The sequence below is a fragment of the Methylobacterium nodulans ORS 2060 genome (assembly GCF_000022085.1).
GTDB lineage: Bacteria > Pseudomonadota > Alphaproteobacteria > Rhizobiales > Beijerinckiaceae > Methylobacterium > Methylobacterium nodulans.
On the sequence record NC_011892.1, the window covers coordinates 172,279 to 198,337 of the forward strand.

Annotated in this window: 21 protein-coding genes and 5 pseudogenes; 13 read left to right on the forward strand and 13 right to left on the reverse strand. The window is 66.7% G+C overall.

The genetic code is table 11. The features are described from left to right. Positions 1-38: 38 nt before the first annotated feature. Positions 39-1,058: a helix-turn-helix transcriptional regulator gene (locus MNOD_RS37130; protein ID WP_244424865.1), complete on the reverse strand. Its 1,020-nt coding sequence runs from the start codon at positions 1,056-1,058 to the stop codon at positions 39-41. Positions 1,059-1,291: 233 nt separating this feature from the next. Here MNOD_RS37130 and MNOD_RS44805 point away from each other — a divergent pair. Together MNOD_RS44805 and MNOD_RS37145 are read left to right on the forward strand one after the other, a co-directional pair. Beyond that, positions 1,292-2,253, forward strand: a protein-coding gene (locus MNOD_RS44805) for an IS630-like element ISMno11 family transposase (RefSeq protein WP_076611772.1) whose coding sequence is annotated in 2 segments (ribosomal slippage) — positions 1,292-1,631 and positions 1,631-2,253 — 963 coding nt in all. Because the reading frame shifts where the segments join, the coding sequence is not laid out codon by codon here. Positions 2,254-2,325: 72 nt separating this feature from the next. Further along, positions 2,326-3,660 carry an IS1182-like element ISMno38 family transposase gene (locus MNOD_RS37145; RefSeq protein WP_012631034.1) on the forward strand — a complete coding sequence of 445 codons (1,335 nt, stop codon included), beginning with the start codon at positions 2,326-2,328 and terminating at the stop codon, positions 3,658-3,660. 276 nt (positions 3,661-3,936) lie between these two features. On the opposite strand, the gene MNOD_RS37150 is transcribed toward MNOD_RS37145, so the two are convergent. Next, on the reverse strand, positions 3,937-4,638 hold the full coding sequence (locus MNOD_RS37150) for an IS6-like element ISMno6 family transposase (RefSeq protein ID WP_012631082.1): 702 nt from the start codon (positions 4,636-4,638) through the stop codon (positions 3,937-3,939). 180 nt (positions 4,639-4,818) lie between these two features. Here MNOD_RS37150 and MNOD_RS37155 point away from each other — a divergent pair, with 180 nt between their 5' ends. Continuing rightward, complete coding sequence (locus MNOD_RS37155; protein ID WP_015934099.1) at positions 4,819-5,466, forward strand: hypothetical protein; 648 nt, start codon at positions 4,819-4,821, stop codon at positions 5,464-5,466. A 539-nt stretch (positions 5,467-6,005) separates the two neighbouring features. Here the strand turns inward: MNOD_RS37155 and MNOD_RS47525 are convergent. Then, a complete protein-coding gene (locus MNOD_RS47525; RefSeq protein WP_015934100.1) occupies positions 6,006-6,221 on the reverse strand; it encodes a putative molybdenum-binding oxidoreductase in 216 nt (71 codons plus the stop codon). A gap of 65 nt (positions 6,222-6,286) precedes the next feature. Continuing rightward, complete coding sequence (locus tag MNOD_RS37160) at positions 6,287-6,883, reverse strand: hypothetical protein (RefSeq protein WP_015934101.1); 597 nt, start codon at positions 6,881-6,883, stop codon at positions 6,287-6,289. 132 nt (positions 6,884-7,015) lie between these two features. Between MNOD_RS37160 and MNOD_RS37165 the strand changes: the two genes are divergently transcribed. From MNOD_RS37165 to MNOD_RS37180, 4 genes are all read left to right on the forward strand, one after another. Then, positions 7,016-7,486: a (2Fe-2S)-binding protein gene (locus MNOD_RS37165; RefSeq protein ID WP_015934102.1), complete on the forward strand. Its 471-nt coding sequence runs from the start codon at positions 7,016-7,018 to the stop codon at positions 7,484-7,486. Positions 7,487-7,497: 11 nt separating this feature from the next. Further along, positions 7,498-9,720, forward strand: a complete 2,223-nt coding sequence (locus MNOD_RS37170) for a xanthine dehydrogenase family protein molybdopterin-binding subunit (RefSeq protein WP_015934103.1) — start codon at positions 7,498-7,500, stop codon at positions 9,718-9,720. A 167-nt stretch (positions 9,721-9,887) separates the two neighbouring features. Further along, positions 9,888-10,748 (forward strand): tyrosine-type recombinase/integrase, encoded by an 861-nt coding sequence (locus MNOD_RS37175; RefSeq protein WP_015934104.1) that lies wholly within the window; start codon positions 9,888-9,890, stop codon positions 10,746-10,748. 15 nt (positions 10,749-10,763) lie between these two features. Beyond that, positions 10,764-11,969, forward strand: coding sequence for an IS91-like element ISMno24 family transposase (locus MNOD_RS37180; protein ID WP_015934105.1), 1,206 nt, complete (start codon positions 10,764-10,766; stop codon positions 11,967-11,969). A 495-nt stretch (positions 11,970-12,464) separates the two neighbouring features. Here the strand turns inward: MNOD_RS37180 and MNOD_RS37185 are convergent. Next, a pseudogene (locus MNOD_RS37185) lies at positions 12,465-12,881 on the reverse strand (IS630 family transposase); the annotation flags it as partial. A gap of 67 nt (positions 12,882-12,948) precedes the next feature. On the opposite strand from MNOD_RS37185, the gene MNOD_RS37190 reads away from it, so the two are divergent. After that, positions 12,949-13,974: an IS110 family RNA-guided transposase gene (locus tag MNOD_RS37190; protein ID WP_043753531.1), complete on the forward strand. Its 1,026-nt coding sequence runs from the start codon at positions 12,949-12,951 to the stop codon at positions 13,972-13,974. Positions 13,975-14,238: 264 nt separating this feature from the next. Here the strand turns inward: MNOD_RS37190 and MNOD_RS47530 are convergent. The 5 genes and pseudogenes from MNOD_RS47530 to MNOD_RS37215 form a co-directional block, all read right to left on the reverse strand. Further along, positions 14,239-14,776 (reverse strand): annotated as a pseudogene (locus MNOD_RS47530) (IS630 transposase-related protein); the annotation flags it as partial. Positions 14,777-14,869: 93 nt separating this feature from the next. After that, a complete protein-coding gene (locus MNOD_RS37200) occupies positions 14,870-16,198 on the reverse strand; it encodes an AmpG family muropeptide MFS transporter (protein WP_015934108.1) in 1,329 nt (442 codons plus the stop codon). Positions 16,199-16,618: 420 nt separating this feature from the next. After that, on the reverse strand, positions 16,619-17,419 hold the full coding sequence (locus tag MNOD_RS37205) for an IclR family transcriptional regulator domain-containing protein (protein ID WP_015934109.1): 801 nt from the start codon (positions 17,417-17,419) through the stop codon (positions 16,619-16,621). Positions 17,420-17,520: 101 nt separating this feature from the next. Next, on the reverse strand, positions 17,521-18,771 hold the full coding sequence (locus MNOD_RS37210; protein WP_015934110.1) for an NAD(P)/FAD-dependent oxidoreductase: 1,251 nt from the start codon (positions 18,769-18,771) through the stop codon (positions 17,521-17,523). Continuing rightward, entirely contained in the window at positions 18,768-19,091 is a 324-nt protein-coding gene (locus MNOD_RS37215) for a 2Fe-2S iron-sulfur cluster-binding protein (RefSeq protein WP_015934111.1), read from the reverse strand. Before MNOD_RS37215 ends, MNOD_RS37210 begins: the two co-directional genes overlap by 4 nt. 188 nt (positions 19,092-19,279) lie before the next feature. On the opposite strand from MNOD_RS37215, the gene MNOD_RS37220 reads away from it, so the two are divergent. From MNOD_RS37220 to MNOD_RS50855, 5 genes and pseudogenes are all read left to right on the forward strand, one after another. Then, positions 19,280-20,626 carry an aromatic ring-hydroxylating dioxygenase subunit alpha gene (locus MNOD_RS37220; RefSeq protein ID WP_015934112.1) on the forward strand — a complete coding sequence of 449 codons (1,347 nt, stop codon included), beginning with the start codon at positions 19,280-19,282 and terminating at the stop codon, positions 20,624-20,626. 41 nt (positions 20,627-20,667) lie between these two features. Continuing rightward, on the forward strand, positions 20,668-22,104 hold the full coding sequence (locus tag MNOD_RS37225; protein WP_015934113.1) for a glutamine synthetase family protein: 1,437 nt from the start codon (positions 20,668-20,670) through the stop codon (positions 22,102-22,104). A 26-nt stretch (positions 22,105-22,130) separates the two neighbouring features. After that, positions 22,131-23,363 (forward strand): annotated as a pseudogene (locus MNOD_RS37230) (ABC transporter substrate-binding protein). A gap of 265 nt (positions 23,364-23,628) precedes the next feature. Next, positions 23,629-23,898, forward strand: a pseudogene (locus MNOD_RS37235) (SDR family NAD(P)-dependent oxidoreductase); the annotation flags it as partial. A gap of 274 nt (positions 23,899-24,172) precedes the next feature. Next, positions 24,173-24,304, forward strand: coding sequence for a hypothetical protein (locus tag MNOD_RS50855; RefSeq protein ID WP_425277530.1), 132 nt, complete (start codon positions 24,173-24,175; stop codon positions 24,302-24,304). A 7-nt stretch (positions 24,305-24,311) separates the two neighbouring features. Here the strand turns inward: MNOD_RS50855 and MNOD_RS50860 are convergent. From MNOD_RS50860 to MNOD_RS37250, 3 genes and pseudogenes are all read right to left on the reverse strand, one after another. Beyond that, positions 24,312-24,494 (reverse strand): annotated as a pseudogene (locus MNOD_RS50860) (transposase); the annotation flags it as partial. Positions 24,495-24,777: 283 nt separating this feature from the next. Next, on the reverse strand, positions 24,778-25,335 hold the full coding sequence (locus MNOD_RS37245) for a DUF4863 family protein (protein ID WP_015934114.1): 558 nt from the start codon (positions 25,333-25,335) through the stop codon (positions 24,778-24,780). Position 25,336: 1 nt separating this feature from the next. Continuing rightward, positions 25,337-26,059 carry a nitroreductase gene (locus MNOD_RS37250; protein ID WP_015934115.1) on the reverse strand — a complete coding sequence of 241 codons (723 nt, stop codon included), beginning with the start codon at positions 26,057-26,059 and terminating at the stop codon, positions 25,337-25,339.

Below are 26,059 nucleotides of genomic sequence, written 5' to 3' on the forward strand. Positions count from 1 at the left end.
GCCTGACGGGAGAGATGCCCCGGAGCGCGGTGTTTGGTTCAAGCGCCCTTATCACCCTCACCATTCTTCACGCGCTGCCGGTACTCGCTAGGATCAACGTTGTAGGCTTTGCGGAATGCTCGCACGAAGCTTGACCGGCTTTCGTAGCCGGCGTTGTAGGCCACAACGTCGACTGGGGCTGACGTCGTCGTGAGATCAAGCGCGGCCTGCCGCATCCTGAGGTCGCGAAGGATGCCCATCGGCGAACGGCCGAAGATCTCCGAGAACCGCGCCATGAATGCCGACCGGCTCAGACCCGCGCTGTGCGCCAGGCTCCGAACCGTATGGGCGGCCCCCGGACGCGCCACCATGTCGGCGAATGCGCGCGTGATCTGCCGGTCCGCGAGAATCGAAAACCGATCAGTCCAGCTGCGGGAGGACTTCATCGACCGCCTCACCAGGGCGACGATGACCTGCTTTAGCAGGGAAGCCGTCATGGCGCCCATGCCAATTTCCTGCGCGCAAAGCTCCTCGATCGCTTCGCGAAGCTTCAGGTCGATCTTGTCCGTCGGCTCGAATTTCTCGACCACGGGCTCATGCAATTCGCGAAACAATCCGACGGATTGTCCGAAGGATGCGTTGAAGAAGCCGCAGATCTGGATGACCTCGGGCTGCTCGGTCGGCATTCCGATGCGCAACACGCCGTCATGCCGCTTCCAGCAATCGCGGGAGATGAGCCTCTTCGGGCCGCTGGCTCCGTCGACTTCGATCGCGAACGGGGTATTCGGAGGCTTGATGATGAGCAGATGGGGCTCGAGCGACATCGAAGGCCCATTGCCGATCGAGATTCGTCCCCTGCCACTGATTGTGTAATGGATCGCGGGCGCGTCGATCGTCCCCATCTCGGCACGATAGCCTGATGGAATCAGCATCTCGGTGAGCGCGATGACATCGATCTCAAGTGCCTGCATCAGGTTGTTGAGGTCGGCGGTGGCGAGCTTCGTGGCAGAGACGGCGATCATCGAATCGGTCCCCTCCCCCTGTCCGCTTCCGGCCGGCGATTTGGTCGTGTTTTGCATAGCAACCTGCTTACAAGATCAAACCGTGAATCTGGTAGTCGAATCATGTCTTCATTGCTTGAACTGGATCTTAGGGCACGCCGAAAGGACTCTCTGCTGCGGCCGGTCGGTTAGATATGCAGGTCGATCTGAGGGCGGGAGGGTGCGCTAGAGCGGGGTCCGAGCGGGTTGAAACCGTGGTGATGGCAACGCGTTGGCCGGTCCCCGGGGGGGCGGCTCAACGGAGGTGGCCCATGCCCTCAGCTTTGTCTGTCGACCTGCGCCAGCGCGTCGTCTCGGCCGTTGCAGAAGGCGCCTCCTGCCATCAGGCCGCCGCGCGCTTCGGGGTCAGCGTGGCCAGCGTCAGCCGCTGGTCCAGGCAGCAGGAGGGCCAGGGAGATGTCACGCCCAAGCCCATGGGCGGCGACCAGCGCTCGCAGCGCATCGAGGCTCATGCCGAGCTCATCCTGCAGACCTACCAAGCCCACCCGCAGAGCTTCCTGCATGAGCTCTGCGAGACGCTCCAGGAGCAAGGCGTTCCGGTCAGCCGCAGTAGCCTGTCGCGCTTCTTCGCCCGGCACCGCATCACGCGGAAAAAAGGGCGACGTACGCAGCTGAGCAGGAGCGGGAGGATGTAAAGGCGGCTCGTGAGGCGTGGTTTGCCGGCCAGCTTGAGCTGGATCCGGAGCGACTGGTGTTCCTGGATGAGACCGCCGCCACCACCAGCATGGTCCGCCGCTACGGCTGGGCCCCGCGCGGCGAGCGTTGCCGCCTCGCGGCACCCGCAGGGCACTGGAAAACCACCACTGTGATTGCCGGGCTGCGCACGAGCGGGCCTGACGCGATCGCTCTGCTGGACGGCCCTGTGACGGGCGAACGCTTCCGCGCCTACGTGACCGACACCCTGGTCCCCACCCTGAGACCCGGCGACACCGTGATCCTGGACAATCTGGGCGCTCACAAGGTGGCCGGCGTGCGCGAGGCGATCGCGGCAACCGGGGCCCGGCTGCTTTATCTTCCTCCGTACTCACCTGAGTTCAACCCGATTGAGCAGGCCTTCGCCAAGCTGAAAGCGCTGTTGCGCAGGGCGGCGGCCCGCAGTGTCAGTGAACTCTGGGCGGCGATCCACCAAGCCTTCAAATGCTTCTCGCCGGCTGAGTGCCGCAACTACTTCACAGCTGCTGGATACGAGGATGATGCTTACGCTTCAACCTGATCGGGAGCGGCTCTAGGAGCCCGTCCGAGTAAGTACCTCGACGGCGGCGCTTTGGGATGATTCACTCGGCTCATGGCCAAGGTGTTTCGCTCCTGGGACGTCGATCAGGGCTGGCTGCTGCCACCCTCGCTGCATGAGTTCGTGCCGCCCGGGCACATGGCGCACTTCGTGCGCGATACGGTGCGCGAGGCGCTCGACCTCTCAGCCATTCTCGACACCTACACCGAGGAGCGCGGCTACCCGCCCTACCATCCCGGCATGATGGTGGCCCTGCTCCTCTACGGCTACAGCCGCGGTCTGTACTCGTCGCGTCAGCTCGCCCGCGCCTGCGAGGAGCGGGTTGACTTCATGGCCGTGACCGGCCTGAACCGGCCCGACTTCCGCACCATCGCTGACTTCCGCAAGCGGCATCTGACGGCGCTCTCGGACCTGTTCGTGCAGGTGCTGCGGCTGTGCCGGGCGGCCGGGCTGGTCGGCTTTGCCCACGTGGCGGTGGACGGCACCAAGCTGAAGGCCAACGCCTCGCGCCACAAGGCGATGAGCTACGGCCGGATGAAGGCGGCCGAGTCGACGCTGGCCGCCGAGGTCGAGGCTTGGCTGGATCAAGCGCGCGAGGCCGACGCGGCGGAGGATCGGGCTCATGGGACCGACCATCGTGGCGACGAGACACCGGCCTGGATGGCCGACAAGCAGCGGCGGCTGGAGACGATCCGCGCCGCCAAGGCCGCGTTGGAGGCAGAGGCTGCCGATCCGCCCGATCCGGAGGACGAGGACGGGCCGGGGGCCTCGTCGGGCATGCGCTGGCAAGGTCGGCCCTTGCGGGGCGAGGACGGCGGTCCGCCCGACCGGGCGCAGCGCAACTTCACCGACCCGGACAGCCGCATCCTGCCCACGCGCGACGGGTTCGTGCAGGGCTACAACGGCCAGATTGCGGTTGATGCGGCCCATCAGGTGATCGTCGCGCATCGGCTCGTGACGAACCCCGCCGACTCGCGCGCTCTCGTGCCGCTCGTCGACGGCGTCTGCACCCATCTCGGGCGCAAGCCGCGGGAGGTCTCCGGAGATGCCGGCTTTGCCACCGAGGCGAACCTGGCCGCGCTGCAGGAGCGACGGATCACAGCCTATCTCGCTCCGGGCCGTGCCCGTCACGGCGAGGCGGATGCAGCAGGTCGCCGGAGGCTGACGAAGATGCCCCTGATGAGCGCGATGGCCGTCCGCCTGAAGCGGGCTGGGCGCCGGAGCCGTTACCGTCTCAGGAAGCAGGTCGTCGAGCCGGTGTTCGGGCAGATCAAGCAGGCCAGAGGCTTCCGACAGTTCCTGCTACGTGGGCTCGATCAGGTCCGCGGCGAGTGGGCGATGATCTGCACCGCCCATAACCTCCTGAAGCTGGCGCAGGCCGCGCGCTGAGCCTGTGGCGCAGGAGCCATCCGCCCAGATCTCAACCTTAGTCCCAACGCATCAAACCGTTACTCGGACGGGCTCCTAGTGTGGGTAATTGCGGTTTGGTTGCTCATGAGGGGCTCCTGTCCGAGACGGGGTGGCCCCACGATCTTCAGACAGGCCCCACTGGGCCGACCATCTCATCGGCATTGCTGGCCACCCCTACTGCGGAAGCGGTTTAGCTCAGTGGCCGGGCTTGTCACGTTGTCGGAATAGCCGCGAGAAAACCGACGTTGGCCCCTTTCAGGCCGGCGCGCCCGCCGCACCGCGCCACATCGCGAACGCCTCGGCTCGGAAGAGCCGGTGCGTGCGAGCCGAGACGAGGTGACGAGGAACGGTGAAGGTGTTGTAGGTGGCCGCGGGCATCGACAAGACCCGCTGGGCTGAGCCAGGCGACTCGAAGCCCTGCAACTTCGCCTCTCGTCGTCGCACCGGCACATGCGAGCTCTCCGCCCGGTTGTTCGCCCGCTTGCGCTGGACGTGATCCACTCGGCTCAGCTTCATCTCACGAAGCGCGGCTCCGTAGGCCGGGCACTTGTCCGTGACCCAGGTCTCCGGTGCCATGCCCTGCTTCTTCAGAAGCTTGCGCATCAGCTTCTGAGCCGCGCGCCTGTCCCGCTTGGTCTGGAGCAGCACGTCCAGCACCTCGCCTTCGGCGTCCACGGCCCGCCACAGGTCCATCTGCGTGCCGCTGATGCGCACGAACACCTCGTCGAGGTGCCATCGCGCGTGCGGCTTGGGGCGGCGGGCTCGCAGCCCGCGTGCGATCGTCGGACCGAAGGTGAGAACCCAGCGTCGGATGCTCTCGTACGTCACTGTGATCCCCCGCTCGGCCAGGAGTTCTTCGACGTCGCGAAAGCGGAGGGTGAACCGGAGATACAACCACACAGCGCGTTGGATGATGTCACGCGGGAAGCGGTAGCCGGAGTACGAGAGCACGGTCATGCGACCCGGCTACGCTGCGCGCCAGCCCTCCGCAAGCCAGCGCCCAACCAACGTGACAAGCCCCCGGCGTCGACTACGATTGGGCGACACACGATCTGTTTCCGACCTTCAAGCTCGATTTCCGCCCCGCCGCGGGCTACCTCGATCGCGTCGCCGCCCGAAGGCCGCCAGCCGCGCGGGATGAGCTGCGAGCCGCCCAGATCCGCCCGAACCTTCGATGCGCTCCTCACGCTGCCGTTGCGCGCCCTATCGGTCCTCGCCGAGACCTTCCCGTTCCAGGTGAGCCTGCGGGAGGAGTCGCACACCATCGGCAACCTCGATCCGCCGCGCCCGGCGGCTGGTGTGCTCGCAGACGCGCAGCCCTCCGCCGCCCCCTTCGGAACGACCCACGAACTGCTGGGATTGCACGATGCGGGCGTGGAGCGCCACCACCCCTACGCGACCCTCGCGGACGCCGCGATCGACTGCCCGCGCGCGGATCGCTGGCTGAGCCGGGCGCGGGCGCGCCAGCAGGGCCGGTACGGAGCGTTTTGGGACAGCGAGGATCTCGCCTCGGTCGATGCCGCCGATCCGGGCCTTGGGAGGCCGGCGGCGCGCTTCCTGCACGGGCTCAACCTGACCGGCATCGCGCCGATCACCCTGGCCAACGATCCCTTCTGGAACGTGCGCGCGTTCGACAACGCGCTGTCGCGCCACGACGGGTACCGCCTGTCCTCCTTCATCTGCGCCATGAACCAGCTCGTGCTGGACGACATTACGGAGTCCGCGCCGCGCATGATCGACACGATGGGCGTTCCGGACCGACAAGACTTCGATGCAAGGCCCTGATCTCTCACCAGCAGAAGCTTGCGGCAAACTCAGACGCGCCGCTCAAATCTAGCAAGAGTGGTCCACTTCCTTGACGTCTTGCGTGATGTGGGGCGACGACAGCAGTGAAACTCAGAGATCAGGTGGAATTCCGCTCGCGTTAACTTGTTCGCCTATGCGCCACGAACCGACCTTCGATCCATGCCGTCGGAATGGCTGCTCGACACCCAACAGCGGACCTCTCGAAAACTCAAAGATTCAGCTCTGGCCCTCATCCCGTCCGCACAAGGACGTGTACTGAGGTTGAGTTGTGCACATGTCGAGATAGTCGGTCCGCCATCACCGGAAAGCCGTCCCAGCTGGCTCTTCGCCAACTTTCGTGGAGCGGCTTAAGCCATTCGGGACATGGAGCTTCTACACACGCCCGGTGGGACCCTCTCTGCGTCTACGAGGACCGGCTCTGCGTCTACGGAGGGCAGGCCTTTGCGGCGCGACCGGCGGGATCTGGGCATCGACCTTCTGCCCACCATTTCCACGAAAGTTGGCGAAGAGCCTCCCAGCTAGCCCACCCGGGACACGGTGACGGGCACGCGATGGACCTCATTGCGCAAGCCACCCATCGGCTGCGTCCGGAACGCGGCATCTGTCGCGCGGCACATCAGCGTCACCGGGCCGTCGGAGGCGAAGGCCAAGGCGCAGCTTCGCTCCCGCCAGCCGTGCCCGTTCCGAGGTGCCAGGGCGGCGCCCGTCCAGGTGCGCCCGCCGTCACCGCTCACCTACACCTCGGTCACCGGCGTATTCCCCCAGGCCCGGCCGCGGACTTCGAGATATCGAGGTTGCCCTATGGCGTGCGGCCAGGCGGCAGGATCATTGCCGTGTCTGGGTCCGTAACATCGCCCTCCTGCTGCTGCTCGATCCTGAGCTTCGCCGCGATCTCGGGCGTCTTGCCGTTCGCCAGGTCGCGCTCGGCCGCCACCTGGGCGTCGCGGGCCTGCTCGGCATTCATCTCACCCCGCACGACCGCCCGCGCGAGGTTGAGGGACAGGATGTTCTCGGCTTCGCTGGCGCCGAAAGCGGTGAGCGTGCCCCGGGTCCGGTCGGGAATGACACTGCCGTTGAAGGTCGCCACCGCGCTATAGAGGTTCAGCGGCACCTTGTAGGGCAGGCTCTGCTCTAGCACGTCCTGGTGCTTGACCGGGAAGTCGTGCTCCGCGCCGAGCTTGTGCACGACGGTGCGGATCCACGGCCCGTTCCGATACCAGATCAGCAGGGTCGCGGTCTGCTCCTGGGGCGGACCGTACTTCGCCACGATCGCGTCCGCGGCTGCCCGTGAGGCCGCGGGCCAGTCCTGTGCCGGTCGCTCCTCGGCGCTGGCCCTCCCGACCGCGACGGCGAGGACCAGCGCGGCGGTTAGATGGACGCTCTTCGGAGACGGCATTGACGCTCCCTCCCGCGAGGGCCGAACCGGGGGCGCGGCCCTGACGGACGATGCCCGCCACCCGATCGCATTGCCTCGAAACTGCACCAGATACAGGCGGGCGAGACCACAATGGTTCCCGGGAGACGCCCCATGGCCCACCAGCTGTCTCTCAATGTGAACGGGCGCGCCGCGCCCGTGAGTGTCGATGATCCGGACACGCCGTTGCTTTACGTGCTGCGCGACGACCTCGGCCTGCGCGGGCCGCGGTTCGGCTGCGGGCTCGGCCAGTGTGGCGCCTGCACGGTCCATGTCGACGGGCAGGCGGTGCTTTCTTGCATCACGCCGATGTCGAGCCTCAAGCCCGAGGCCAAGATTGTCACCCTCGAAGGGCTCGGCTCGCCGGAGAAACTGCATCCGGTGCAGGCGGCGTTCATCGCCGAGCAGGCAGCGCAGTGCGGCTACTGCATCAACGGCATGATCATGCAGTCGGCGGCCTTGCTGAATCAGAACCGCAAGCCCGACGAGGCCGCGATCCGGCAGGCACTGGCGGGCAATCTCTGCCGCTGCGGCACCCACCTGCGGATCGTGCGCGCGGTGCAGCGCGCCGCCCAGTCGCTCTGAGGGAGGCCGTCATGAACGCACCCGTGTTCTCGCGCCGTGCCCTGTTGCAGGGCGGCGCGCTCGTCGTCGGCTTCTCGCTCGCGGGCCGCTCCGCGCTGGCGCAGACCGCCGCCTCGGTCGCTACGAATGGCTTCTCGAAAGCTATCGCGCCGGACCAGGTCGACAGCTTCCTGGCGCTCGGGGCCGACGGCCGGGCCACGATCTTCTCCGGAAAGGTCGATCTCGGCACCGGGGTCGAGACAGCGATGGCTCAGATCGCCGCCGAGGAACTCGACCTGCCGCTCGACCACGTCACGGTCGTGCAGGGCGACACCGCGCTCACTCCCGACCAGGGTCCGACCTACGGCAGCCTCTCGATCCAGAAGGGCGGCGTCGAGATCCGGCAGGCCGCGGCCACCGCCCGCGCTCGCCTCGTACAGCTCGCGAGCGAGCGGCTTGGCGCACCGATTGATGCGCTCGTGACCGAGAACGGCAGCGTGCGGCCGAAGGCGGGAGGAACCGGCGTCTCCTACGCGGACCTCCTGAAGGACGGGCGCTTCGAGACCAAGGTCGACTCGGCCGTCACCACGAAGGACCCGGCGCAATTCGCGCTCGTCGGTAAGTCGGTGCCGCGGCTCGACATCCCCGAGAAGATGACCGGTCACTTCACCTACATGCAGGATTTCCGCGTGCCCGGCATGGTGCACGCCCGCGTGGTGCGCCCGCCGGCCATCAGCGCGACGCTCAAGAGTGTCGATGAGGGCTCTGTGGCGAGCATCCCAGGGCTGATCAAGGTCGTGCGCCAGGGCAACTTCCTGGCCGTCGTCACGGAGCGCGAGTGGGCGGCCATTAAAGCAGCAAGTCAGCTCAAGGCCACATGGTCTGCCTGGGCGGGCCTGCCCGCGCAGGATCAGCTCTGGGAGCACGTGCGTGCCACGAAGGTGACGAAGGACGATGTCACCAGCAGCACAGGCGACGCGGAGGGCGCGCTCGCCCAGGCGTCCAAGGTCCTGCAGGCGACCTACGACTTTGCCATCCACACTCACGGCTCGATCGGCCCCTCCTGCGCCGTGGCCGAGTTCAAGGACGGACTCCTGACCTGCTGGACCGCGTCGCAGATGACCCACGCGCTACGCATGCAACTCGCAGCGATGACCGGGCTGGCGCCGGAGGCGGTGCGCTGCATCTACATCGAGGGTTCGGGTTGCTACGGGCGAAACGGGCACGAGGACGCGGCGGGGGACGCGGCGCTGCTTGCGCGGGCCGTCGGCCGGCCGGTGCGGGTGCAGTGGTCGCGGGCGGACGAGCACGGCTGGGATCCCAAGGGTCCACCGACGCTGATTGACCTCAAAGCCGGGCTTGACGCTGCGGGCAACGTTGCTGCGTGGTCCTCACAGTTCCACGTCCCGGAAGGAGCTGCCGGCAACGTGCCGCTCGTTGCCGCGACCCTCGCCGGCCTGCCGCACGAGACCACGATGGCGCCGGGCAACGTCATCCAGAACTCGGCGCTGCCCTACGGCTTCCCGAACGTGCGCACGGTCTGCCACCGGCTCGCCGACACGCCGTTCCGCCCCTCCTGGATCCGCACGCCGGGGCGGATGCAGAACACCTTCGCCAACGAAGCCTTCTTGGACGAGTGCGCGGCGACGGCCGGCGCCGACCCGCTGGAGTACCGGTTGCGCGTCCTGAAGGACCCGCGCGGCATCACGGTGCTCAAGCGCGTGGCCGAGATCGCGGGCTGGCAGGCGCGGCCCTCACCCCTAAAAGAGGACGCCAGGGCCGACGTGTTGCGCGGCCGCGGGCTCTCCTACGTGCGCTACGAGTTGAACCGCACCTACGTGGCGGGCGTGGCCGAGGTCGAGGTCGACCGCAAGACGGGTCAGGTCCGGGTGCCGCGCTTCTTCGTCGCCCAGGATTGCGGGCAGATCATCAACCCGGACGGCGTGCGCAATCAGCTCGACGGCAACGTCATCCAGACGGTGAGCCGGGTACTGATGGAGGAGGTCACCTTCGACCGGAGCGCCGTCACCAGCCTGGACTGGGCGAGCTACCCGATCATCACGTTCCCGGACGTGCCGCAGGTGGTGACTGACCTAATCGACCGGCCGACCGAGAAGCCCTGGGGAGCGGGCGAGCCGTCCGCGGCGATCGTGCCGGCGGCGATCTCGAACGCGATCTTCGACGCCACGGGCGCTCGGTTGCGTTCGGTGCCGTTCTCGCCGGCAAAGGTGAAAGCTGCTCTGCAGGGAACCTGACGCTAGGGGATCCGTGTCACGAAATCAAACGTCCGGAAAACCCCATTGGACTAAGCCGCTCTCGCGGCAGGGGCGGCGCGTGTCGGTCGCGTTGCGAGTCATGATGGAGGGGCGGTCGCCCTGTCTGAGGATCGTGAGGTTCACCTCACCCCAGATGGGAGCCTCCCATGACCCACGACGCCGTCTCTCCGCTGCGCCGGCGGATGATCGAGGACATGACCATCCGCCGGTTCGGCGAGCACACAAAGCGCGACTACATCCGACAGATCCGCGAGTTCACGATCTTCCTCGGCCGCGCGCCGGACCTGGCCGAGCCGGAGGACCTCCGGCGCTACCAGCTCCACATGGCCTCGCTCGGCGCGAGCTATGCCCGCATGAACTTGGCCATCACAGCGCTGCGGTTCTTCTTCCACGTCACGCTCGGCCGATCGGGCTTTGCCGACCGCTTGGCCCGCATCCCCACGCCCGAGCGGCTGCCCGTCGTGCTCAGCCCCGAGGAGGTGGCACTCCTGCTCGCGCACGCGCCGAGCCTGAAGTACCGCGCGGCGTTGAGCGTCGCCTACGGCTGCGGCCTGCGCGTCTCCGAGATCGCCAACCTGAAGGTCACAGACATCGATAGCGCGCGCATGCTGATCCGGGTCGAGCAGGGCAAGGGCCGCAAGGACCGCTTCGTCATGCTCTCGCCCGACCTCCTCGACCTGCTGCGGCAGTGGTGGCGGGTGAAGCGCCCGCGCGGCTGGCTCTTCCCCGGCCAGCAGCCCGCCCAGCCGATCACCACGCGTCAGCTCAACCGCGCCTGCCATGCCGCCGCCGAGGCCGCCCGGATCGACAAGCGCGTCTCGATGCACACGCTGCGGCACAGCTTCGCCACCCACCTCCTGGAGCGCAAGACCGACATCCGCGTCATTCAGGTGCTGCTCGGGCACCGCAAGCTCGACACCACCGCCGTCTATACCCGGGTCGCGCTCAAGGCGATCCGCGAGGTCACGAGCCCGCTCGCGCTGCTCGCATCCCCACCACCGCCGTAGGCTGCCGCGCCCGTCGTGGCGCGGTCTTCTCTTGAGGTCGCGGATATCCTGAACCGGCATGGCGACGCCTTCCTCGCGCGTCACCGCCCGAGCCACGGCCAGATGAAGGTCATGGCCGCGATCCGAGCCTGCCGCACCGCGGCGCTCGGCGGTCATGTCGTGCGCTGCGAAGGCTGCGACCACGTCGCCATCGCCTCCAACTCGTGCCGCAACCGGCACTGCCCGAAGTGCCAGGGCCAAACGGCGCGGGCGTGGCTCGAGCGGCGTCAGGCCGACCTGCTGCCCGTGCCCTACTACCACGTCGTCTTCACCCTGCCGGCGCCGGTCGCGGCCGTGGCCTTCCAGAACAAAGCCGCAGTATACGACCTGCTGTTCCGCACCGCCGCCGACACGCTCCTCACCATCGCCGCCGATCCGAAGCATCTGGGCGCAAAGATCGGGCTCACCGCCGTGCTCCACACCTGGGGCTCGGCCATGACGCACCATCCGCACGTGCATATCGTCGTGCCGGGCGGCGGCCTCTCGTCTGACGGATCGCGCTGGATCGCCTGCCGGCCAGGCTTCTTCCTGCCCGTGCGGGTGCTCTCACGCCTGTTCCGCCGGCTCTTCCTCACCCGACTGGCCGAGGCTCATCGCGTCGGCAGGCTCGGCTTCCACGGCGAGTTGGCCCCGCTGGCCGAGGCGGGCGCCTTTGCAGCTCATCTCGCACCGCTGCGGCGCGCCGAGTGGATCGTCTACGCCAAGCGCCCTTTCGCTGGGCCGGAAGCCGTGCTCGCCTACCTGTCGCGCTACACCCACCGCGTCGCCATCGCCAACAGCCGGCTCATCGCTATGGACGAGCGCGGCGTCACGTTCCGCTGGAAGGACTACCGGGCTCGGGATGGCGCGAAGGGTCGCGAGTGGATCAAGACCATGACGCTGGCCCCGGACGAGTTCATCCGCCGCTTCCTGCTCCACGTGCTGCCTGACGGCTTCCACCGCATCCGCCACTACGGCCTGTTCGCCAGCGGCACGCGGGCTGCCAACATCACCCGGATCAGGAGCCTGCTGGCGCCGATGCAGGCTCCGTGCGCGGCCAAGCCCGAACCCGCCGCCATGACCGACCCACCCGCGGGACCGGCCTGCCCGTGCTGCGGCGGACGCCTCGTCGTCATCGAGCGCTTCCGCCGGGGCGAGGTCCCGAAGCTGCGCCCAAGCGCCGTTCGGATCAACACGTCATGACCGCGGCCCCGAGCCTGATCACGACCGCCAGTCGACAGACCGCGGGATCATCGACCCGCCTCGGGTTCGCTCGTGCCAGGATGCTTGTTCTCGATCAGGTTGCCCCGTCCAACACCGTCCGCAGCCCTCTTCGCGGACGCGATGCGCGGTCACAAAAGCCAACCTGCACCCTGGAATCGCGCCCAGTCAGCGCCATGAACGAGCGCCAACGCAGCCGCCGCGCCCTCAAATCCCCATAGCGCGCGCACCACCTTCAGCGTCGCGGCGCCCCCGCGGCTTCCTCCCCTGGAGGTTTTCGAACGCCGGCCCCCAGCCCGCGCTCAGCCGTCGCGTCAGGGCCGCCATCCGAAAACCTTCACACGAGCGGAGATTGGGTCGCTGCACGAAGACGGACCTCTGCGTGAACCAGCGCGCAGACCGCCACATCCCGTGTTGAGCTGCGGTGCCTGCAAGGCCCGCGATAGGTCGCGAGACGCCGCTTAGAGCGGTATTCGCTCAGACTGAAACATACTCGGCATGGGCGAAAAAGCCGGCGCAATCGTCTGATGTGATTTTCTCCAGCAAGCGTCCGACGGCATCCCAGAGGCCCTCGACGGTGCGTTCGGCTGCTTTACGCAAGAGCGCCTTGAGTTTGGCAAAGGCGTTCTCGATCGGGTTGAGGTCGGGACTGTAGCGCGGCAGGTGGAGAAGCCGTGCCCCCGCTGCTTCAATCATCTGGCGCACGCGAGGTCCCTTGTGGCTGGGCAGGTTGTCCATGATGACCAGGTCGCCGGGTTTCAGATCCGGAACGAGGATTTGACCGACATAGGCCTCGAAGGTGGCGCGGTTGACCGCGCCATCGAGAACGTAGGGCGCAGTGAAACCCTGGAGGCGCAGGCCGGCAATCAGGGTCGTGGTCTTCCAGTGATGGGGTGGACGCCCCCCGACGGCATCGACGTGCCAAGGTGGTGGTGTTGAGCACCACCGGAGGGAGGCGTCCGTGGCGGAGGTTAGCACCATCGGCTTGGATCTGGCCAAGCACGTATTCCAGGCGCACGGCGCGAGCGCGGCTGGCGCCGTCCTGTTCCGCAAGAAGCTGCGACGCGAGCAGGTGCTGTCCTTCTTCGCCGGTCAGCCTCGCTGCCGCGTCGCCCTGGAGGCGTGCGCGAGCGCGCACCACTGGGCACGCGCAATCGGCGAGCTGGGGCACGAGGTGAAGCTTATCCCGCCGGCCTACGTGAAGCCCTTCGTCAAACGTCAGAAGAACGATGCGGCCGATGCAGAAGCGATCTGCGAAGCCGCGCAACGCCCGACCATGCGGTTCGTGGCCGTGAAGAGCGAGGCGAAGCAGGCTGCCGCCGTGATCTTCCGGGCGCGCGATCTCCTTGTCGGTCAGCGTACCCAGATCATCAACGCGTTGCGCGGCCATCTGGGCGAGTACGGGCTAATCGCGCCACAAGGTCCCTCGAACATCGAGCGCCTGATCGTGCAGGTCGAGGATCCGACATCCGGCATTCCCGCCGCAGCTCGCGCTTGCCTCGTGCGGCTCGTCGCGGTGCTCCGTCATCTGCAGGACGAGATCGCCGAACTCGACAAGGCGGTTGCGGCACGGGCCAAGGCCGACGCCGCTGCGCGCCGGCTCATGACGGTGCCCGGGATCGGTCCGCTGATTGCCACCGCCATCGAGGCGCTCGCGCCACCTGCCGAGACGTTCCGCTCAGGCCGGGATTTTGCTGCTTGGGTCGGGTTGACGCCGATTCAGCGCTCGACCGGGGGCAAGGAGCGTCTCGGCCGCACCTCGCGTATGGGTGAGCGGACGCTGCAACGCCTCCTCATCTTCGCGGCCAGCGCCGTCGTGCGCTGGGCCAAGCGCAAGGGCGTGCCGGCCGGCTCGTGGCTCGGCCGGATGCTGGCGCGCAAGCCGCCGATGCTGGTCATCGTCGCACTCGCCAACAAAAACGCCCGCGTTGCCTGGGCGCTGCTTGCGAAGGGCGGGACCTATCGAGCTCCGGCCGTCGCCGCGTGAGCGGTCGGCGGATGTGAGGCTGTCGACGGGGTGAGGAGGTCGAAGGACAGGTATGGCGCAACGTCGGTGAGGCGGGATCAGGAGAACCAGGCGCACGGGGAGCGCTTCGAGCGCGTTCCAGTGATGTGGACCTGATCCTCGAACTCCCATACGGGCCCGCGGCCAATCTTCGTGCCGCACTAGAGGCCGGACACATGGCAGCACCCGATCACGCGCTCGCAGCTTATCCTGAGATTCTTCTTGCACCGGAGGGGGCGTCCACACATGCCCGTGCGGGATACTGGCGCGCAGGCGTTGACCCCGTGGGGCTCTGCCGTGGGTGCGGGCCATGGTGGTCGTGACCCAAGTTTCGTCGATGAACACGAGAGTGGCTGGATCGAGCTGACGTTGCCCCTCGCGCCAAGTCTGACGCTCCTTGACAATGTCAGGACGCTCTTGCTCGCTGGCGTGCGCGGTTTTTTTTGAATGCGATCTGGTGTCGGTCGAGGAAACGCCAGAGCCCGCCATAGCCGATCGGCAGACCCTTCTCAGCCAAGCGACTGCGCAGTTCCTTCAGCGTCTGATCCGGCGTCTCGCGCACCAGGGCGAGGATGATCTCGCCATGCTGTTCGATCTGATGCGAGCGCCGATCGCCGCCCAGGGCACCGGGCGCGCATGAGCCCGTCTCCCGCACACGCGCCCGCCAGGGGCTGACGCTGGCCGGGCTGACGGCGAACCGCACGGCCGCCTGCCGGCCCGACATCCCGGCCTCAATCGCCGCAAGCACACGCTCGCGCAGATCCCCTGACAGCGCAAATGACATGCCTCAACCCGCTTCCACCGTTCACAGCTGGGGTGAAGCACTCCCACGCCATCGGCGGAACTCCCTGCTGATTCACATGGCTCGGATACCGCTCTAGGACGCTGTCTTAGGCGGCTGCGTGGCCTCGTCAGAGATGCCGACTTTGGCCCAGACGTAGAACGCGAGCAGCGCCACCGGCAGGCCGATCAGGGACGTCCAGACGAAAAACCAGGGAAAGCCCGTCCACTCGACGACGAAGCCCGATAAGCCCGCCAGCAAGCTGCCCGGGAAAGCACAGAGGGACGTCAGAAGCCCGAACTGGCTCGCCGCATGCTCCTCAGAGGCAAGGGTCGACATATAGGTGATGAGCACGACCGAGGCGAAGGCATAGGCGAAGCCATCAATGCTGACGGTGACCGCGAAGGTCCAGAAGGCCGTCCCGCCGTCGCCTCCGTGCGCGGCGAGGTAAGCGAGGCTCAAGTGAGAGGCCGAGCCCGCCACGGTGCCGATCAGGAGGCTCGGCAGCATGCCGATCCGCGGGACGAGAGCGCCGGCCAGAAACGTGCCGCCGAGCCCAATCCAGAAGCCGAAGAGCTTGGTGACGGTGGCGATGTCGGTGTTGGAGAAGCCTTGGTGCTTGAACAGCGGGACCGCCATCGCACTCGCGACGTAGCCCGGCATGCGAAAGCCCGCGACGAGCAGCAGGATCGCTGGCGCCATCGGGCCGAGCCGGGTCAGGAGCTCTCGGATGGGGGCCCAGACCGTGTCGGCGAAGCCGGCTCGGGCTTGGTGGGGAAGCTGGTCCGACGGCGGCTCGGGTGCGAGCACGGCTGCGAGCATTCCGACGCCCATCAGCGCGCCCATACTGAGATAGGCGCCGCGCCACCCGATCCTGTCGGCCAGGAACAGCGCGCCGGCGCCAGCCGCGAGGTTGCCGACCCGCCAGCCGATCTCCGTCCAGGACGACAGCACGGCCTGCTTCTCGGGAGGCCGCACGCTGGTGATGCGCCAGCCGTCGATGACGAGGTCGAGTGTTGCGCCTGCGAAGCCGAGAGCCAGCGAAAACGCGATCGTCCAGGCGAGCCAGTGCGCCGGGTCGCCGAACGCGATGCCGGCAAGCATCGCCATCACGCTCAATTGCGCCACGACGATCCAGCCGCGCCGTCGGCCGAGCGCACGCCCGAGCAGGGGCGGGTCGTAGCGGTCGAGGAACGGTGCCCACACGAACTTGAACTTGTAGGCGAGGGTCAGCTCGCTCAGGAGGCCGATTGTCGCGATCGAGATGCCGATGTCGGACAGCCATGCCGCTTGCGTCGCGTAGACGAGCAGGAACGGGATGCCGGAGGTGAAGCCGAGCCCGAGCGCCGGTGCGATCCGCCGGTCGGTGAACAGCGCCGACCAGAACGGCGTCTTCTCAGGTCTGACGACAGCCGGCGCATTCATGCTCACTCCGCTTCGCTGCTGACCTGCGTGATGGACCAGGCCCGGGCATTACGCGATGAACCGGCGGTCACAAGCACCCGTTCCCGAAGCGTGACAGACTAGCTCCGAGAGCCGATCCGCCTATCCAGAACTGCTCGATCAGCTGTGCCTCGAAGCGAGCAGAACGCTTTGCGCCACTTCCGGACCTTCGATCGATGCCGCCTGAATGGCCGCTCGTCACCCGACAGCGGACCTCTCGAGGTCACTCAGATCGCGCCCCCGACTTTCGTCGCGTTCGCGTGAGCGCGGCTTATGAAACAAGAGTGTCTGACTGCGGGCGCTGACGTTCGAGTTGACACTCACTCAAGATCGGCTCGGTTGCGATAGGTTGGTCCATTCCCATCTACGATCGCCAAGAGTCTCTTGTCCACGCACAATCTGTCAGATCATCTGCGGTCCAAGGACCGTGGCTGCATCGCGCAGGACGGGAAAGAAACTCTCCACCATGCGGTCCACTGCGACCCGGTCGGCGTTCGCCCCGGCATTCAGGGCACAGACAATCCGCCCGTCGTATCGTCTCACCGGCACCGCGAGGGATCGGTAACCGACCTCAGCCTCCTGATCGACAAGGGAGTAGCCCCGCTCACGGTCGCGATGGATGGCGGCCTGGAGGGCCGCGCGATCGACCAGGGTATGCGGCGTCAGCGGCTCGGGCCGGATGCGGTCCAGGAACGCGGCAAGGTCCTTCTCATCGAGCCCCCCCAGGAGAACCCGCCCCATCGAGCTGCAATAGGCTGGGATCCGATAGCCCACATCCACGCCCACACCGAGCATGCGGGTCGGTCCGGCGCGCGCGATGAACACGATATCATCGCCGTCCAGGATTGCGGCGGAGCAGGCCTCGTTAAGCTGGGCCGAGATCTGCTCGACGGTCTGCTGCAGCGTCGCGGACAGGCTATTGGACGCCAGATACGCGGTCGCGAGGGACAGGACCTTGGGCGTTAGCTGGAACAGCCGCCCATCCGACCTCACGTAGCCGAGGCAGTCGAGGGTGTAGAGCGCCCGCCGGACCGTGGCCCTCGGCAGGTCCACCACCCGAGCGACATCGGCCAGCGTCATCAGACGGCGCTCCGCGCCGAACGCCGAGATCACGCGCAATCCCCGCGCCAAGGCCTCGGAGAAGTCCGGGCCGTGCTCGTCGACGAGTTGCTGGTCTGTCTCGGAACGTCTGACACGCGGCATGATACGGTCTCTGATGCGGCACCCGGATCGATGGGCTGGCTCCCTGTGCGCGGCCCCGCCCGACCTGGCAAGAGCCGCGTCCGCTCCCACGTGCCGGACCGTCACGCGCTCGCGCGCGGAGCCTCGTCCGCGAGGAAATCGGCGAGGTCGCGGGACCGATCGCCGGCGAGAGCCGGCGGCGGCGAGCGTCCTGCGGCGAGGAGTCGACGTCCCGCCGCCACGTCGGCGGGACGGCCGATACCCTGGACGCAGATGAGGCGCCCTTTTGAGAAATGCAGGACGGAGAAGCGGCCCTCTTCGGGTGCCCCGCGCAGGACGCGTCGGTCTGCACCGCGCGGGAGGCCCACCATCTGGAGCTTCGCGTCGTACTGGTCGGACCAGAACCGGGGGACGGCGTCGTAGGATCGATCGCGACCCACTAGGGCGTCGGCCACCACCTTCGCCTGATCGATGGCGTGCTGCACCGATTCCAGACGCAGGATTGTTCCCGCATATCGATTGAAGTGCAGCGTGCAGTCGCCGGCTGCGAAGATATCCGGATGATCTGTACGGCCGTATTGATCGACGGGAACGCCGTCGGGACTGCAGATGCCAGCCGACGCGAGGAGCGCGACGTCGGGATCTGCGCCGACCCCGACCAGGACGAGGTCGCAGGGAAAACTCCGCCCGTTGCTTACGTGGACCTGCCGGGCGTGTTCCCCCTTAACCTCCACGCCTACTACGGCCGCGTCGAGTTCCACCTTCACGCCGTGCGCGCGATGCAGCCGGAGCAGGAACCCGGCAATTTCGCCGTCGATGGCGCGGGGCAGCAGGCGAGAACCCGCGGCGAGGAGCGTGACCTCCTTGCCCAGCCCACGGATGGCCGATGCGACCTCCAGCCCGATGAAGCCGCCTCCGACAACAACGACCTCCCGCGCCGCCGACAGACGCTCCCTGAGCACCCTCGCATCGTCGAGGGAGCGGAGATAACGGATGTTGCCTGCCCGACCGTCGAGGGCGGGGTGGCGCCTGGCCCGCGATCCCGTCGCCACGACCAGGGAGCCGAACGCGAGGCGGCGGCCGTTCGACAGCGACACCGACCGGGACGCCGGCTCGAGCGCGGTCGCCTTTGTACCAAGTTCGAGTTCGATCCGGACGGCGTCGAAGAAGCTCGCCGGCCGCAGCGCAAGGTCGGTTTCCCCGACTTTGCCGGAGAGAAATCCCTTCGAGAGCGGCGGACGCTGGTAGGGCAGGCTATCCTCCGCGCCCACCAGGACGATCCTCCCCTCGTAGCCCGCCTCTCGCGCCGAGGCTGCCACCTGGAGGCCCGCATAGGACGCGCCGACGATCACGAGTGGGCCGCCGTGCCTCACGACTGAACCTCCGGGAGGTGGAGCGTCAGCCCCTCGAGTTCCGGCGTCAGCACGATCTGGCAGCTGAGCCGCGAGGTCTCGCGACGGTCCGCGGCGACGCATGCGAGCATTTCGCGCTCTAGCTCCGACGGCTCGGGCAGTAGGCCTACGAAACGGTTATCGACGTAGACGTGGCAGGTGGCGCAGTCGAGCGAACCGCCGCATTCCGCCTCGATGCCACGGACATTGCTCCTGATGGCCGCGGCCATGGCGCTGATCCCGGCTGGCACCTCGACGCCGTGCTCGGCTCCGTCACGGCCCACAAAAACGATGCGTGGCATGCGATTGTCCATCTAACGAACGTCAGTTCGTCTAGTATGCAGAAGTGCGGCGTGGAGGCAAGCGGGCTTGCGCTCCGGTCACGCTTGCAAAGCGCTAAAACCGTTCTATAATGAACATATGTTCGTTGATTGAACAAACGTGTTTGCCCCGGCTAAACGCGGGCAGACGCTCAACGGAGGCAGACGCCATGATGAGCCGGGAGCAGAACGACCATATCACCCGTAGTGGACCCGGGACGCCTCTGGGCACGCTGATGCGCCGATATTGGCAGCCGGCCGCCCTCGTGGACGAACTCCAGGGCGAGCGCCCGGTGGTGCCGGTGCAACTCTTGGGCGAAAAATTCGTGCTGTTCCGCGATGAGGCTGGGCGGTACGGGCTCCTCGACCGCGACTGCCCGCACCGCGGTGCGGACCTCGCCTTCGGCCGGCTTGAGCACGGCGGACTACGATGCGCCTTTCACGGCTGGCTGTTCGACGTGGAGGGGCGCTGCCTCGAGACGCCCGCCGAGCCGGTCGGCAGCAAGCTCTGCCGGAATATCCGGCAGCGTGCCTATCCGGTGGTTGAGCGCAGCGGCATCCTGTTCGCCTACCTGGGGGAGGGCGAGCCTCCGGCGTTCCCGGAACTCGACTGCTTCCTCGCGCCCAACGCCTACACCTTCGCGTTCAAGGGCCTGTTCGAGTGCAACTGGCTTCAGGCGCTCGAGGTCGGAATCGATCCGGCACATGCTTCGTTCCTGCACCGGTTCTTCGAGGACGAGGACACGGCGTCGTCCTACGGCAAGCAATTCCGCGCCGCATCGGCCGACAGTGAATTGCCGATGACGAAGATCCTGCGCGAGTACGACCGTCCGCTCATCAACGTCGAGCGCACGGAGTACGGCATGCGGCTGATCGCCCTGCGCGAGATCGACGAGGAGCGCACGCATGTGCGCGTCACGAACCAAGTGTTCCCGCACGCCTTCGTCATTCCGATGTCGGCGGATATGACCATCACGCAGTGGCACGTGCCCGTCGATGACGAGCGTTGCTACTGGTACGCGATCTTCACGAGCTACACGTCACCGGTGGACAAGAAGCGGATGCGGGAGCAGCGCCTGGAGCTGTACGAGCTTCCGGAATACCGCTCGCGGAAGAATAGAACCAACGACTACGGCTTCGATCCGCACGAGCAAGCCCACGCGACCTACACGGGGATGGGGCTCGACATCAACGTCCACGACCAGTGGGCTGTCGAGTCGATGGGACCGATCCAGGACCGGACTCGTGAGCATCTCGGGCAGTCCGACAAAGCGATCGTGCTCTACCGCCGGATCCTTCGTGAGCAGATTGACAAGGCCGTGAAGGGCGACGTTCCACTGATGGTGCTCGACGGGCGGCACGCAAAAAGCATCCAGGGTCCCGCGACGATGGACGGGATCGGTCCGTCCAAGGGATGGGAGACCTACTGGATGGAAGTGGACGTGCGCCGCCGCCGCGGAGCCCCGTGGATGCCCGCCGTCCCCACCGACGTGGCACGCCTGAACGCGGCCGAATAGCCTGGTGCATCGGTCGCCTGATTGCCGGGAGGACGACGGCGATGACATTCGTACAGGACCATGGATTGTGGACCGACGCGCAGGCCGACGCGGCGCGCGACGTGCGCGAGCGATGCGACCCGGAGAGGATCGACACCGTCCGCCTGTCCTTCCCGGACCAGCACGGGATCCTGCGGGGCAAGACCCTCGTCGCCTCCGAGGCCGTGAAGGCGCTCACCGGCGGGTGCGCGATCACCACGACGATGCTCGCCAAGGACACCTCGCATCGCACCGTATTTCCGGTCTTCACCGCCGGCGGCGGCTTCGGAATGCGGGAGATGGAGGGCGCCGCCGATGTGGTCATGGTACCCGACCCCACGACGTTCAGGACGCTGCCATGGGCGCCACGGACAGGGTGGCTTCTCTGCGACCTCTATTTCCAAGACGGCCGTCCTGTCCCCTTCGCCACGCGAGGCATCTACCGTTCCGTCCTGGACCGTCTGTCCGAAAGGTCCCTCGAATACGTCGCAGGACTGGAGGTCGAGTTTCACGTCTTCAAGCTCGACGACCCGCGCATGGCGCCCGCCGATGCCGGGCAGCCCGGGGAGCCGCCGAGCGTCAGCCTGATCTCGCACGGTTACCAGTACCTCACGGAACAGCGCTACGACCAAGTCGAGCCGATCCTAGAGATCCTCCGCAAGGACGTCCTCGCCCTCGGCTTGCCGCTGCGCTCGATCGAGGTCGAGTACGGGCCGAGCCAGTGCGAGTTCACCTTCCAGCCCACCGCCGGCGCTGTGCCCGCTGACCTGATGGTGCTGTTTCGCAGCGCGGTGAAGCAGACCTGCCGCCGGCACGGCTATCACGCCACGTTCATGTGCCGGCCCCGCATCCCGAACGTGGTCTCGTCGGGCTGGCACTTGCACCAATCGCTTCGCGACGCGCGGACGGGAGCGAACGCCTTCGTCCCCGGCGATGGCTCCCAGCCGCTCTCGGGTTTCGGTATGGGGTTCCTGGGCGGGCTGCTCGCCCACGCGCGTGCCGCGACCGTCTTCACAACGCCGACCATCAATGGCTACAAGCGCTACCGCTCCTACTCGCTCGCGCCCGACCGCGCGGTCTGGGGACGCGACAACCGCGGGGTAATGATCCGCGTGCTCGGCGGACCGGGCGATCCGGCCACGCGGCTGGAGAACCGGGTCGGGGAGCCGGCGGCGAACCCCTACCTCTACATGGCTGCTCAGGTGCTCGCCGGGCTCGACGGCGCCGACCGGAACCTCGACCCCGGGCCGAGTGCCGACACGCCCTACGAGGCCGAGGCGGACCTCCTACCCACGTCGCTACGGGAGGCGGTCTTCGCCCTGCGCGAGGACCCGTTCTTCCGCGGCGCGCTCGGCGAGTCGTTCGTCGATTATTACACGCATATCAAGAACGCCGAGATCGAGCGCTTCCAATCGGAAATCACCGAGTGGGAGCAGCGTGAGTACTTCGAAATATTCTGATAAACGCCTGGCGCGGAGCCACAGAGATGAAGCTTGGTCGCACGTTCCGGTTCGTCGTTTTCCTGGCCTTGGCCTGCGCCGGACTTCCCGCTCCGGGCAGGGCGCTCGATCAGCCAATCCGCATCGGAGTCCTGAGCGACATGAGCGGGCCGTTCTCGGACCAGGTCGGCGCCGGCTCCGTCGCCGCCGCACGCCTCGCCCTCGACGACTTCGCCCGGGAGAGCGGCGGCCTGAAGGTTGAGCTCCTCTCCGCCGACCACCAGAACAAGCCCGACATCGGCCTCGGCATCGCGCGGCGCTGGCTCGACCAGGAGAATGTCTCGGCGATCGTGGACCTGCCGAATTCGGGGGTCGCCCTCGCGGTCGCCAACCTGCTGCGCGAGCGCAATCGCGTCACGCTCGCGTCCAGCGCGATGACGTCCGATCTGACGGGCAAGTTCTGCGCACCGACAACCGTCCAATGGGTGTCGGACACGTGGGCCCAAGGCTCCGCCACAGCACGGGCGCTGGCCGAGCGCGGGTCACGGCAGTGGTACTTCCTCACCGTCGACTACGCGCTCGGCCACGCCCTGGAGCGCGACGCCACGAGGGCACTCGGCGAGATGAACGGCAGATCGACCGGCGGGTCGTGACTTCCCCTTGGCACCAGCGACTTTTCCTCAGCGCTCCTGACAGCTCAGATGACAGCTCAGAGCTCGGGGGCACAGATCCTGGCCCTCGCGAATACCGGCGCCGACATGATCAATGCGATCAAGCAGGCCGGGGAGTTCGGACTCACGCCCAGGATGAAGGCTGCGGCTCTGTTTATCCAGCTGTCCGACATTCACTCTCTGGGACTGACGACGGCACAGGGGCTGCAGCTCGTCTCGGCCTTCTACTGGGATCGCAATGAGAGCACGCGCGCGTTCAGTGATCGCTTCGCCGCCGTCATGAACGGTCGGCGTCCGACGGAGGATCACGCGGGGGTGTACTCGGCGACGCTCGCCTATCTTCGCGCCGTGCGTGCCGCCGGCACGATTGAGGGCGACCGGGTCGTGGCAATGATGCGGAAAGCACCCATTGAAGACCCCCTCTTCGGAACCGTAACGATCCGCCCGGACGGGCGCGCGGTCCACGATATGTACCTCTACGAAGTGAAGGCGCCATCCGAGAGCGAGCGGCCATATGACTACTATAAGCACGTGACCACTATTGCTGGCAGTCAGGCATTTCGCCCAGTGAAAGATGGCGGCTGTGCAATGATCGAAAAAAGCAATTAAGTCGTCATATTCCTAGCTATATCTCGTTTTCCGCTCCGCGATTTTATTTTGCGATATTTGAGATTCATAGAAACACCTCGCGGGCCTGCTCAAACATTCCGACCACCTCATCGGAGACAGCGCGGATGAACGGATCCTTCCTGTCGCGCCTGCGGGTCAGTAGAAATACGTCCTTGCTCGGGGGTGCCGATTCGAGATCGCAAATCCTCAACAGCGGGTCGAGGCGGCCGATATAATGAGGGAGAAGCGCAAGTCCGGCGCCGGATCGCTGATGAAGGGCGGCCTCAACGCGGCCACCCGCAGCCTCGCGATCGAATATGCCGCACGCGGCATCCGCGCGAATGCCGTCGCTCCCGGCATCATCAGGACACCGATGCATTCCCCCGACACGTACGAATTTCTGGCCGGCGCCCACCCGATAAACCGTATGGGTGAAATCGAGGACATCGCCCAGGCCGTGCTTTACCTCGAGTCTGCCGCCTTCGGGACCGGCGAAATCCTCCACGTCGACGGCGGCCGGATCGCCGGCCATTGACGTCCCCAGGAGAGGGCGTTTCCCCCCGCGCCCTCCCCACACCTTTCTTGGGGAGTGATACCGGCGCGCCTTTGATCTGATCCGTCCATACGAACCATGCTGCGCGGAGATGCGGGTGGGGAGGAGAACGCGTCAACACAAACGCGCGGCGGTATGACATGCCGATCGTGACCATTCAGGTGACCCGCGGAGGAGCGAGCCCGGGCGCAGACCGCACCACGAGCGAGCAGAAGGCTGCGATCTATAAGGGGTCTCGGACCTGCTCTTCGAGGCTATGGGCAAGCACCCTGACGACACGTCCGTAATCTTCCAGGAAGTTGAGCTCGAATATTTGGGGCGCAGCGGCTTGCTGGTGCCCGAGTACCGCAGCCAGCGCGCTCGGGAAACGAACCAGACAAGCTCCTAAGGTCGCATGAGAGCGTCTTGTGCGGACTATAGTCCTTCGGCGCATCGCGCCAGCGCAACCCGTTGCGATTGACGAAAACGATGCCGCTCAACACCCGCCGATCGTCAACCCGCGGCTTGCCGTGGCTCTTGGGGAAGTACGGTCGCAGACGCGCCATCTGCTCATCCGTCAACCAGTACAGGTCGCTCATTCTTAGTCTCCTCGCAGAGCCTGAATCAGATCGCGCCTCTCATATCAATGGGTCCTGACCCCAGAGCAGCGCCCGATCGTGTTGCAATCGGACGCTGCTCTAGATCTTTGATTTTTGTCGCACTTTCTACGATGAACCGGTGTCAACTTCATCCTAAATGGTGCGATGTCCGCGTTCCGGTCCGCGTGACGCCCATCGACGTGAGACTCGCCTCATTCGAGGATACGTCCGGTGGTGCAAGCAAATGGCGGGAGGATCGCTCCTTCTCTGACCGTGGCCGGTCTCAGGATGGCGGCTTCACGTCGTAGGAGATGCGTCCCGCCGGGAGGAAGAACAGGGCGATGAGCGCGCCGCCCTTGACCTCGGGGTAGTGATGGCTGCCCGGCGCCGGCGCCGTCCAGCCCGCGTGGCACCAACCGCTCGGCCCGGCGAGCACGGCGTTCTCGTCGAGCGGCACGACCATGTTCAGCTCGCCGTAGGGGTGGCCGTGGTAGTCGCCGCGGAAGCTCGCGTCCGCGTCGCCCGGCTCGCCGTCGTGATAGTCGACGGCCATCCGGCCGCCCTGACTGTCCATGTAGACGGCGGTGATGCTGAAGTTCAGCGTCCGCGCCATCGGCTCGCACAGCCGGCTGCGGCGGTATCGCCGGCCGCCCACCTCGATGTTGGCCGCCCAGCCCTCCTCGACCCCCTGCTTGATGAGGCGCGATAGGTCCTCATACAGGGCGCTGCCTGGTCCGTAGGTCTCGTTGAGCCAGCGCTCGACCTCGGGCCCCGCGGTCATGTTCTTGACCTCGTCGAGGAAGGGAATGCTCCGCTCGATCAGTTGTTCGCGTCCGTCCATCTCACTCTCCTTGGTCATGCGCCCGTGGCGCTTCGAAACCGTGGAAGCTCGCAAACGCCTCGACCGATGCGCGCTCCATGACCCCGCGGGTCGCGACCGCGGCGGCGTCGCAGACACCGAGCGCCATGCCGCACACGACGACATCCTCGGCCGCGATCGGGAGGTGGCGGCGCAGCACGCGGTGGTACTTCGCCAGAGTCTCCTGCGGACAGGTATCGAGGCCGCGCACCTTGGCGGCCAGCATCACGTTCTGCAGGAACATGCCGAGATCCAGCCAGCTGCCCTTTTCCAGTCGGCGGTCGAGCGTAAAGATCAAGCCGACCGGCGCGCCGAAGAAATCATAATTTTTGGCCGTTTGCGCGGCCCGACCGCGCAAGTCGTCTTGGGCTATGCCGAGCGAGCCGTAGAAAATCCGGCCGAAGGCCTGCTTGCGGCTCTGGTACAGGTCGGGGAGGCTCGGCGCGTAGTAGGTGTACTCGGAGGCGTGGTGCGCTGCTTCGGCCGCGTGCGTCGCGACGATGTCGCGACAGATCTCGGCCTTTACTGCACCTGCTAGCACGTACACCCGCCAGGGCTGGATGTTGGCGCCGCTTGGCGCGTAGCGCGCGGCATCGAGGATGTCGCGGATCGTGCCGTGGGAGACGGGCCGGTCGATGTAGAAGCGGGTGGCGAAGCGTCCTTTCATGACACCGTCGAGCGCCTGGACTAGATCGAGGTTCGCCAT